This window comes from Enterobacter cloacae complex sp. P1B, from assembly GCF_014982345.1.
GTDB lineage: Bacteria > Pseudomonadota > Gammaproteobacteria > Enterobacterales > Enterobacteriaceae > Enterobacter > Enterobacter bugandensis.
Window position 1 is genome coordinate 70,954 of record NZ_JADCLF010000018.1, and the last position, 10,170, is coordinate 81,123.

A 10,170-nucleotide genomic window follows, 5' to 3' on the forward strand; every position below is an offset into this window, starting at 1 on the left:
GCATCAAGCAGGCTTACGCCGTATAATGAAGCGCTTACAGAGAGGCCATGACTAACTGCATGAAATACCACGATCTCCGCGACTTCCTGACGCTGCTGGAAAAGCAGGGTGAACTGAAACGCATTACACTTCCTGTTGATCCTTATCTGGAAATGACAGAAATTGCTGACCGCACCCTGCGTGCCGGTGGCCCTGCATTACTGTTTGAAAATCCAAAAGGTTACTCAATGCCGGTGCTGTGCAACCTGTTTGGCACCCCGCGTCGTGTCGCGCTGGGAATGGGGCAGGAAGACGTTACCGCGCTGCGTGAAGTGGGGAAACTGCTGGCATTTCTGAAAGAGCCTGAGCCACCGAAAGGTTTCCGCGATCTGTTCGATAAGCTGCCGCAGTTTAAGCAGGTGCTGAACATGCCCACCAAACGCCTGCGCGGCGCGCCGTGTCAGCAGAAAGTGCTGGAAGGCGATGCGGTGGATCTCACCAAAATCCCTATCATGCAGTGCTGGCCTGAAGATGCTGCGCCGCTGATCACCTGGGGCCTCACCGTGACGCGCGGACCGCATAAAGAGCGGCAAAACCTCGGTATTTATCGCCAGCAGCTGATTGGCAAGAATAAGCTCATCATGCGCTGGCTGTCGCACCGCGGCGGCGCGCTGGATTTCCAGGAGTGGTGTGCTGCACATCCGGGTGAACGGTTCCCGGTGTCTGTCGCGTTAGGTGCCGATCCGGCCACCATTCTGGGGGCGGTCACGCCCGTACCGGATACGCTCTCTGAATATGCGTTTGCTGGCCTGCTGCGCGGGACTAAAACCGAGGTCGTGAAGTGTATCTCCAACGATCTCGAAGTGCCGGCCAGCGCCGAAATTGTGCTGGAAGGTTACATTGAGCAGGGTGAAATGGCGCCAGAAGGCCCATACGGCGACCATACCGGCTATTACAACGAAGTGGATAACTTCCCGGTGTTTACCGTCACGCATGTTACTCAGCGTGAAGATGCGATTTATCACTCCACCTATACTGGCCGCCCACCGGATGAACCGGCGGTGCTCGGCGTGGCGCTGAACGAAGTATTTGTGCCGATCCTGCAAAAGCAGTTCCCGGAAATCGTTGATTTTTATCTGCCGCCTGAAGGATGCTCGTATCGCATGGCGGTGGTCACGATGAAGAAGCAGTATCCCGGACATGCTAAACGCGTGATGATGGGCGTATGGTCTTTCCTGCGCCAGTTTATGTATACCAAATTTGTTATTGTCTGCGATGATGACGTTAACGCCCGTGACTGGAACGACGTTATCTGGGCGATAACCACGCGAATGGATCCTGCGCGTGATACGGTGTTAGTCGAAAATACGCCGATAGATTATCTGGATTTTGCCTCGCCGGTTTCCGGTCTTGGCTCAAAGATGGGACTGGATGCCACAAATAAATGGCCTGGCGAAACCGACCGTGAATGGGGTCGCCCGATCAAAAAAGATCCTGCTGTGACCGCGCGAATTGACGCGATCTGGGACGAACTGGCCATAATGAATAACGGTAAACCCTGAGCTGACCGTTAAGCCCTATAGACTTCCCGACAGAGAGAGCGAATGACAACCTTAAGCTGTAAAGTGACGTCGGTAGATGCTATTACCGACACCGTATATCGCGTCCGTTTGGTTCCTGAAGCGGCATTCTCATTCCGTGCCGGCCAGTACCTGATGGTGGTGATGGATGAGCGTGATAAGCGTCCTTTCTCTATGGCCTCTACGCCAGCAGAGCAGGAATTTATTGAGCTGCATATTGGTGCGTCTGAGCTTAACCTGTACGCGATGGCCGTGATGGACCGCATCCTGAAAGAGCGTGAGATTGTGGTCGACATTCCTCACGGCGACGCGTGGTTGCGTGATGACGAAGACCGTCCGCTGATTCTGATCGCGGGCGGTACGGGCTTCTCCTATGTGCGCTCTATTCTGTTGACCGCGCTGGCGCGTAATCCAGACCGTGACATCACCATTTACTGGGGCGGCCGTGAAGAGAAGCACCTGTACGACCTGTCTGAACTGGAAGCGCTGAGCGTTAACCATCCTAACCTGCGCATTGAGCCAGTGGTCGAGCAGCCGGAAGAGGGCTGGCGTGGACGTAGCGGGACGGTGTTGACGGCGGTACTGCAGGATCACGGCACGCTGGCGGGACATGATATCTACATTGCAGGCCGTTTCGAGATGGCGAAAATTGCCCGCGACCTGTTCTGTAACGAACGCGATGCGCGTGAAGATCGCCTGTTTGGCGATGCGTTTGCCTTCATTTAAATAAAAAACCCGCCCCTGACAGGCGGGAAGAACGGCAACTAAACTGTCTCTCTTCGCCAATGACGCCATAACTGCGTTGGCTGCGCTCGTTCACCCGAATCACTTACTAATGTAAGCTCATCGGGATTCGCTCGCTTGCCGCCTTGTTCTGACGTCATTGGCTTTGAGATACTTTTCCTTACTTACACTCTCTCAAACACCGTCGCGATACCCTGACCCAGGCCGATACACATCGTTGCCAGACCAAACTGGGCATCTTTGCGTTCCATCAGGTTAATCAGCGTCGTGCTGATACGCGCCCCGGAACAGCCCAGCGGGTGACCGAGGGCGATCGCGCCGCCGTTGAGGTTAATCTTCTCGTCGATCTGCTCCATCAGCCCCAGATCTTTAATGCACGGCAGGATCTGCGCGGCAAACGCTTCGTTCATCTCGAACAGATCGATATCGCTGGCAGTTAAGCCCGCTTTTTTCAGCGCCAGCTTCGAGGCCGGAACCGGGCCGTAACCCATGATTGAAGGATCGCAGCCCACCACCGCCATCGAACGCACGCGAGCGCGTGGCGTCAGGCCCAATTCGCGGGCGCGGCTTTCGCTCATCACCAGCATCGCGGCGGCACCGTCGGACAGCGCCGACGACGTCCCTGCCGTTACCGTACCGGTGACCGGATCAAATGCCGGACGCAGGGTAGAAAGCGCTTCGACCGTCGTTTCCGGGCGAATAACTTCGTCGTAGCTGAACTGCTTCAGTACGCCGTCTGCATCGTGGCCCCCGGTCGGGATGATCTCATTCTTGAAGGCACCGGACTGCGTGGCGGCCCAGGCGCGGGCGTGAGAGCGCGCGGCAAAAGCATCCTGCATTTCACGACTGATGCCGTGCAGGCGGGAGAGCATCTCGGCGGTAAGGCCCATCATGCCTGCGGCTTTCGCCACGTTGCGGCTCATGCCCGGATGGAAATCGACCCCGTGGCTCATCGGCACATGGCCCATGTGTTCAACGCCGCCGACCAGACAGGCCTGCGCATCGCCGGTCATGATCATGCGCGCCGCGTCGTGCAGGGCCTGCATCGACGAACCACACAGGCGGTTGACGGTAACGGCCGGAACCGAATGCGGGATCTCCGCCAGCAGCGACGCGTTGCGGGCGATGTTGAAGCCCTGCTCCAGCGTTTGCTGCACGCAGCCCCAGTAGATATCGTCAAGCGCTGCTGGGTCCAGCGCCGGGTTACGCGCCAGCAGGCTACGCATCAGGTGCGCGGAGAGATCTTCCGCTCGCACGTTACGGAACGCACCGCCTTTTGAACGGCCCATCGGGGTGCGAATCGCATCAACAATGACAACCTTTTCCATTGTGACTCCTTAAGCCGTTTTCAGCGCGCCAACCGGACGGGCTGGCTCAACTGCTGGATAGTAGGGTTCGTTATGGCGCGCTTTGTTACGCAGCCCTTCCGGCACTTCATAAAGCGGACCGAGGTGCTGATACTGCTGCGCCATATCGAGATAGCGGGCGCTGCCGAGCGTATCCAGCCAGCGGAACGCGCCGCCGTGGAACGGAGGGAAGCCCAGGCCATATACCAACGCCATATCCGCTTCTGCCGGGCTGGCAATAATGCCTTCTTCCAGGCAACGGACCACTTCGTTGATCATCGGAATCATCATGCGGGCAATAATTTCGTCGTCGGTGAAGTCGCGTTTCGGCTGGCATACGTCGGCCAACAGGCCATCCACCGCCGCATCTTCTTCTTTCTTCGGTTTGCCTTTGCTGTCTTCTTTATAACGCCAGAAGCCCAGGCCGTTTTTCTGTCCGAAGCGGTTGGCGTCAAAGAGGGCGTCAATGGCATCGCGATAATCTTTCTGCATGCGCTGCGGGAAGCCCGCCGCCATGACGGCCTGCGCGTGGTGGGCGGTATCAATGCCGACGACGTCCAGCAGATACGCCGGGCCCATCGGCCAGCCGAACTGTTTTTCCATTACTTTGTCGATTTTGCGGAAGTCCGCGCCGTCGCGCAGCAGCTGGCCGAAGCCGGCGAAGTACGGGAACAGCACGCGGTTCACAAAGAAACCTGGGCAGTCATTAACGACGATCGGCGTTTTACCCATCTTGCTTGCCCACGCCACGACTTTAGCGATGGTTTCGTCAGAGGTTTTTTCTCCACGGATCACTTCGACCAGTGGCATACGGTGTACCGGGTTGAAGAAGTGCATTCCGCAGAAGTTTTCCGGACGCTTCAGCACGCTCGCCAGTTCGCTGATGGGGATGGTGGAGGTGTTTGAGGCCAGGACGGCGTCCGGGCGAACCTTGTCTTCCGTTTCCGCCAGCACCGCTTTTTTGACTTTCGGGTTCTCAACGACCGCTTCAACCACCACGTCCACACGGTCGAAACCGCTGTATTCCAGCACAGGCTGGATGGTTGAGATCACGCCTGCGAGCTTCAGCCCGTCAATTTTTCCGCGCTCAAGCTGTTTATTCAGCAGCTTGGCGGCTTCGGTCATGCCCAGCGTCAGAGATTTCTCGTTGATGTCTTTCATCACTACCGGCACGCCTTTCCAGGCCGACTGGTAAGCGATGCCGCCGCCCATAATACCGGCGCCGAGTACCGCCGCGTGTTTTGGCGTCTCAACGTTTTTAGTCAGCTGTTTGGCTTTGCCCTTCACGAACTGATCGTTGAGGAAGATGCCAACCAGCGCGCGGGCTTCATTGGTGTGCGCCAGTGGAACAAAGCTCTGGTTTTCCAGCTTCAGGGCTTCGTCGCGGCTAAAGCGGGCTGCCGCTTCAATGGTTTTCACCGCCGTGATTGGCGCCGGGTAGTGTTTACCCGCCGTCTGCATCACCATGCCTTTGGCGATGGTGAAGCTCATGGTGGCTTCAATCTTGCTGAGCTTTAACGGCTCCAGCTTCGGCTGACGTTTGGCTTTCCAGTCCAAATCGCCGTTAATCGCCTGACGGAGAATGGCGAGTGCACCTTCAACCAGCTTCTCTGGTTTCACGACGCCGTCGACCAGACCAATTTTCTGCGCCTGTTCTGCACCCACGTCTTTACCGGCGGCAATGATTTCCAGGGCGCTGTCGGCGCCCAGCATGCGCGGCATACGCACGGAACCGCCAAAGCCCGGCATGATGCCCAGCTTGGTTTCCGGCAGGCCGATACGCAGGTCCGGCGTCGCCAGACGATAGTCGGTCGCCAGCACGCACTCGCAGCCGCCGCCCAGCGCGTAGCCGTTCACGGCAGAGATCGTTGGAACAGGCAGATCTTCCAGACGATTAAAGACGCTGTTGGCAAAGTGCAGCCACTGGCTCAGCTGTTCTTCCGGAACCTGGAACAGCGAGAGGAATTCGGTGATATCGGCACCGACAATAAAGGCCGCTTTGTTCGAACGCAGCAGCAGCCCTTTTAATTCAGATTGCTTTTCAAGTACTTCCAGCGCCTGGCCAAGACTGGCCACCGTCGCGGTATCAAGCTTATTCACTGAGCCGGGGGCATCGAACACCAGTTCGGCAATGCCATCTTCCAGCCAGTTGAGGTACAGGGTGTCGCCTTTGTAAAGCATGTCAGTCTCCTGAATCCAGCAAGTGGATCTGGTCATACCAGATGAGACGGAGTGTGGAATTTATGTTAATAAAATGCAAATTACTCATTAAGAAATTGCTGCGTTGATCACGGTCGGTGGAAATCACGCAGCCGGAGTGAGGTGTGCTAAGATGCGATGACTTGAGGTCAAAAAAACGAAAGGAAGAATGATGGACTCACTGGCTTCGCTTTATAAAAATCATATCGTTACCCTACAGGAACGTACCCGCGATGTACTGGCCCGCTTCAAGCTGGATGCTCTTCTGATCCACTCCGGCGAGCTGATGAATACTTTTCTTGATGACCACGCCTATCCGTTTAAGGTTAACCCGCAGTTTAAAGCCTGGGTGCCGGTGACACAGGTTCCGAATTGCTGGCTTCTGGTGGACGGCGTGAACAAGCCGAAACTGTGGTTCTACCTGCCGGTTGATTACTGGCACAACGTCGAACCGCTGCCGACCTCTTTCTGGACCGAAGAAATTGAGGTGATCGCCCTGCCAAAAGCGGACGGCATTGGCAGCCAGCTGCCAGCGGCGCGCGGCAACATCGGCTACATTGGCCCTGTACCTGAACGTGCGCTCGGTCTGGATATTCCGGCAGATAAACTCAATCCGAAAGGCGTGCTGGATTACCTGCACTATTACCGCGCGTATAAAACCGACTATGAACTCTACTGCATGCGTGAAGCGCAAAAAACGGCGGTGAATGGTCACCGCGCCGCGCACGAAGCGTTCCAGTCAGGCATGAGCGAGTTCGATATCAACCTGGCCTACCTGACCGCAACCGGTCATCGTGACACCGACGTACCGTACAGCAACATCGTCGCGCTGAATGAGCATGCGTCTGTTCTTCACTACACCAAACTGGATCATCAGGTTCCGTCTGAGATGCGCAGCTTCCTGCTGGATGCAGGCGCAGAGTACAACGGCTATGCGGCCGATCTGACCCGCACCTGGGCGGCGAATGCGGATACCGATTTTGCGCAGCTTATTAAGGACGTAAACGACGAACAGCTGGCATTGATTGGCACCATGAAGGCCGGAACCAGCTATGTGGATTACCACATCCAGTTCCATCAGCGCATTGCTAAACTGCTGCGTAAGCATCAGATTGTGAAAGACATGAGCGAAGAGGCGATGGTCGAAAACGACCTGACTGGACCATTCATGCCGCACGGTATCGGACACCCGCTGGGCCTGCAGGTTCACGACGTTGCGGGCTTCATGCAGGATGATACCGGCACGCACCTGGCGGCACCGTCTAAATATCCTTACCTGCGCTGCACCCGTATTCTTGAGCCGCGCATGGTATTGACCATCGAGCCGGGGATCTACTTTATTGAATCCCTGCTGGCGCCGTGGCGTGAAGGGCAGTTCAGCAAGCACTTCAACTGGGAAAAAATCGACGCGCTGAAACCGTTTGGCGGCATTCGTATCGAAGATAACGTGGTGGTTCACGAGAACGGTATCGAGAATATGACGCGAGACCTGAAGCTGGCCTGATGGAAAGCTGGCTGATACCGGCTGAACCGGTCACCTTTGTTGAGGAAATCAAGAAAAGCCGCTTTATTGCGCTGCTTGCGCACACCGACGGCGTAGAGGCGGCGAAAGCGTTTGTCGAGTCCGTTCGCGCGGAGCACCCTGACGCACGTCACCACTGCGTGGCGTGGGTGGCAGGGCCACCGGACGATTCGCAACAGCTCGGTTTTTCAGACGACGGTGAACCGGCGGGCACAGCCGGTAAACCCATGCTCTCCCAGCTGATGGGCAGCGGCGTGGGTGAAATTACCGCCGTGGTGGTGCGCTACTACGGCGGCATCCTGTTAGGTACGGGTGGGCTGGTTAAAGCGTATGGCGGCGGCGTTCAGCAGGCACTGAATATCCTGACGACCACCCGCAAAACGCCGCTCACCGAATATACTTTATTGTGCGATTACGCTCAGCTATCGGGCATTGAAACACTGCTCAAACAATTTAACGGCGTGATTGCGCACAGTGATTACCAGGCAATGGTGCAATTACGCGTGGCGCTTCCTCAGGCAGAACTGGCTGCTTTTTCAGCAAAACTGGCTGATTTCAGTCGCGGTTCGTTGCAATTGCTGCCGATTGAAGAATAATCCCCACCTCACTTTTTGAATACCAAAGGAAGCGGCAGAGATGCATTTTCGTGCCATAACCCGAATCGTTGGACTGCTGGTCATACTCTTTTCGGGGACGATGATTCTCCCTGGACTGGTGGCGCTTATCTACCGGGACGGCGCGGGGCGGGCTTTTACCCAGACCTTCTTTGTCGCGCTGGCGATCGGCTCGCTGCTGTGGTGGCCGAACCGTCGTCAGAAAGGTGAACTTAAATCTCGCGAAGGCTTTCTGATTGTGGTCCTGTTCTGGACGGTGCTGGGAAGTGTCGGTTCGCTGCCCTTTATCTTCTCTGAGCAGCCTAACCTCAGCATCACGGATGCCTTTTTTGAATCGTTTTCCGGTTTAACGACCACCGGTGCGACGACGCTGGTAGGACTGGATTCGTTACCCCACGCTATTCTCTTTTATCGCCAGATGCTGCAGTGGTTCGGGGGGATGGGAATCATCGTCCTGGCGGTGGCCATCTTGCCGATTCTGGGCGTCGGGGGGATGCAGCTGTACAGGGCTGAAATGCCGGGGCCGCTGAAAGATAATAAGATGCGCCCGCGTATTGCCGAGACGGCGAAAACCCTGTGGCTGATTTATGTTCTGCTGACGGTAGCCTGCGCGCTGGCGCTGTGGTTTGCCGGGATGCCTGCGTTTGATGCTATCGGGCACAGCTTCGCGACGATTGCCATTGGCGGGTTCTCCACTCACGATGCCAGCGTGGGGTACTTCGACAGCCCAACGATTAACACCATCATTGCGATTTTCCTGCTGATCTCCGGCTGTAACTACGGCCTGCACTTCTCTTTACTGAGCGGACGTAGCCTGAAGGTGTACTGGCGCGATCCTGAGTTTCGCATGTTCATTGGCGTCCAGCTTACCCTGGTCGTCATCTGCACCCTGGTGCTGTGGTTCCATGATGTTTACAACTCGGCGCTGACCACGCTCAATCAGGCGTTTTTCCAGGTGGTGTCGATGGCGACGACCGCCGGGTTTACCACGGACAGCATCGCGCGCTGGCCGCTGTTCCTGCCGGTACTTCTGCTGTGCTCCGCGTTTATCGGCGGCTGCGCCGGGTCGACGGGCGGTGGCCTGAAGGTGATTCGTATTCTGCTGCTGTTCAAACAGGGGAACCGTGAGCTGAAGCGCCTGGTCCACCCGAATGCGGTCTACAGCATTAAGCTAGGTAACCGCGCGTTGCCGGAACGTATCCTCGAAGCGGTGTGGGGGTTCTTCTCGGCGTATGCGCTGGTCTTTATCGTCAGCATGCTGGCGATCATCGCGACGGGAGTGGATGATTTCTCCGCCTTTGCGTCCGTCGTCGCAACACTAAACAACCTCGGGCCTGGCCTGGGGGTTGTGGCGGATAACTTTGCCAGCATGAACCCGGTTGCGAAATGGATCCTTATTGCCAATATGCTGTTTGGTCGTCTTGAGGTCTTTACGCTGCTGGTGCTGTTTACCCCAACATTCTGGCGCGAATAAGGAGCCGTTGATGAAAACACTGATTCTTTTCTCTACGCGAGACGGGCAAACGCGTGAGATTGCCGCGTATCTGGCGTCGGAATTAAAAGAGCTGGGCATTTACTCAGATGTGGTGAACCTGAATCGCGCGGAGGAGATTGCCTGGCAGGAGTACGATCGCGTGGTGATTGGCGCCTCCATTCGTTACGGACACTTCCATCCGGCGCTGGATCGCTTTGTGAAAAAGCATACGGCGGTACTCAACACATTGCCGGGCGCGTTTTACTCGGTCAATCTGGTTGCCCGTAAAGCTGAGAAGCGTACGCCGCAGACCAACAGCTACACGCGTAAGTTTTTACTCAGCTCGCCGTGGCAACCGGATCTGTGCGCCGTCTTTGCCGGTGCGCTGCGCTATCCTCGCTACCGCTGGTATGACCGCTTCATGATTCGCCTGATAATGAAGATGACGGGTGGCGAAACCGATACGCGTAAAGAAGTGGTTTATACCGACTGGTCGCAGGTGGCCAGTTTTGCGCGGGAAATTGCCCATTTAGCGGGCGATTCGCGACTTAAATAAGCGTTAAGTTTGAAAAGTGAGCGAACGAAAAGTTTTTTGTATTTTGTGCTTGTCACTTCAGAATAACTCCCTATAATGCGCCTCCACTGACACGGAACAACGGCACACACGCCGCCGGGTCAGCAGAGAAAAGCAAAATAAACGCTTGACTCTGAA

General features: G+C 56.3%; 8 protein-coding genes. 6 read left to right on the forward strand and 2 right to left on the reverse strand.

The window, feature by feature from the left end; all coding sequences use genetic code 11:
• The first annotated feature begins 47 nt into the window (after positions 1 to 47).
• Positions 48 to 1,541 (forward strand): 4-hydroxy-3-polyprenylbenzoate decarboxylase, encoded by a 1,494-nt coding sequence (ubiD, locus tag INF77_RS21905; protein ID WP_028014773.1) that lies wholly within the window; start codon positions 48 to 50, stop codon positions 1,539 to 1,541.
• Between the two features lie 42 nt (positions 1,542 to 1,583).
• Positions 1,584 to 2,285, forward strand: coding sequence for an NAD(P)H-flavin reductase (fre, locus tag INF77_RS21910; protein WP_028014772.1), 702 nt, complete (start codon positions 1,584 to 1,586; stop codon positions 2,283 to 2,285).
• 182 nt (positions 2,286 to 2,467) lie between these two features.
• On the opposite strand, the gene fadA is transcribed toward fre, so the two are convergent.
• Both fadA and fadB read right to left on the reverse strand, forming a co-directional pair.
• Positions 2,468 to 3,631, reverse strand: a complete 1,164-nt coding sequence (gene fadA, locus INF77_RS21915; protein ID WP_008501515.1) for an acetyl-CoA C-acyltransferase FadA — start codon at positions 3,629 to 3,631, stop codon at positions 2,468 to 2,470.
• A 9-nt stretch (positions 3,632 to 3,640) separates the two neighbouring features.
• Entirely contained in the window at positions 3,641 to 5,830 is a 2,190-nt protein-coding gene (fadB, locus tag INF77_RS21920; RefSeq protein ID WP_193532864.1) for a fatty acid oxidation complex subunit alpha FadB, read from the reverse strand.
• Positions 5,831 to 6,020: 190 nt separating this feature from the next.
• Here fadB and pepQ point away from each other — a divergent pair, with 190 nt between their 5' ends.
• From pepQ to hemG, 4 genes are read left to right on the forward strand one after another with little or no spacing between them, the layout of a single operon-like run.
• Positions 6,021 to 7,352: a Xaa-Pro dipeptidase gene (gene pepQ / locus INF77_RS21925; protein ID WP_028014769.1), complete on the forward strand. Its 1,332-nt coding sequence runs from the start codon at positions 6,021 to 6,023 to the stop codon at positions 7,350 to 7,352.
• Positions 7,352 to 7,966: an IMPACT family protein gene (locus tag INF77_RS21930; RefSeq protein ID WP_193532865.1), complete on the forward strand. Its 615-nt coding sequence runs from the start codon at positions 7,352 to 7,354 to the stop codon at positions 7,964 to 7,966. Before pepQ ends, INF77_RS21930 begins: the two co-directional genes overlap by 1 nt.
• A gap of 40 nt (positions 7,967 to 8,006) precedes the next feature.
• The gene (gene trkH, locus INF77_RS21935; protein WP_013099227.1) at positions 8,007 to 9,458 is read left to right on the forward strand and encodes a Trk system potassium transporter TrkH; all 1,452 of its coding nucleotides are present in this window, start codon (positions 8,007 to 8,009) and stop codon (positions 9,456 to 9,458) included.
• A 10-nt stretch (positions 9,459 to 9,468) separates the two neighbouring features.
• Positions 9,469 to 10,014 carry a menaquinone-dependent protoporphyrinogen IX dehydrogenase gene (gene hemG / locus INF77_RS21940; RefSeq protein ID WP_048959733.1) on the forward strand — a complete coding sequence of 182 codons (546 nt, stop codon included), beginning with the start codon at positions 9,469 to 9,471 and terminating at the stop codon, positions 10,012 to 10,014.
• The last annotated feature ends 156 nt before the right edge of the window (positions 10,015 to 10,170 follow it).